The organism is Mesorhizobium sp. M7A.F.Ca.CA.001.08.2.1 (assembly GCF_003998455.1).
GTDB lineage: Bacteria > Pseudomonadota > Alphaproteobacteria > Rhizobiales > Rhizobiaceae > Mesorhizobium > Mesorhizobium ciceri.
Genome location: NZ_RZPW01001389.1, coordinates 1 through 619 on the forward strand (window position 1 = coordinate 1; position 619 = coordinate 619).

Below are 619 nucleotides of genomic sequence, written 5' to 3' on the forward strand. Positions count from 1 at the left end.
ATATCAGCCACCGCATGGCCGAGATCTTCTCGCTCTGCGACCGCGTCACCGTCTTCCGCGACGGCCGCTACGTGGCGACCGATGCGATAGCCGCCGTTTCACCCGACGATGTCGTGCGCAAGATGGTCGGCCGCGAAATCACCCAGCTCTATCCCGACAAGATGGCGCCGCAAGAGCCTGGGCGCCTGCTCTTGTCGGTCGAGGGGCTTTCCGATGGGCGCCGCTTCGCCGACGTCGATCTGCAGCTTCGCGCTGGCGAAATTCTGGGCATAGGCGGCCTGATCGGCGCCGGCCGCAGCGAGATCGCACAGACGGTCTGCGGCCTCAGGCCAATGACCTCTGGAACCGTCGCGCTCGACGGAAAGCAGCTGCGGCTGCGCAGTTATGGCGATGCGGTCAAGGCGGGGCTGGTCTATCTCTCTGAGGATCGCAAAGGCTCCGGCGTGTTCCTCGATCTGCCGATCGCGGCGAACATATCGGCGCTCGACCTCGGCCGGCTCACCGGGCGCCTCGGCCTGCTCGACCGCAAGGCCGAGGATCGTCAGGCGCGGGAGCTGACCGGCAGGCTCGGCGTGCGCATGGCCGGCATCGAGGCCACTGTGTCGACGCTGAGCGGTGG

At 67.2% G+C, this 619-nt stretch carries 1 protein-coding gene; it reads left to right on the forward strand.

Annotated elements, in window-relative coordinates:
• A partial coding sequence (locus EN914_RS37580; RefSeq protein WP_164779281.1) for an ATP-binding cassette domain-containing protein occupies positions 1-619 on the forward strand: 619 nt, incomplete at both ends.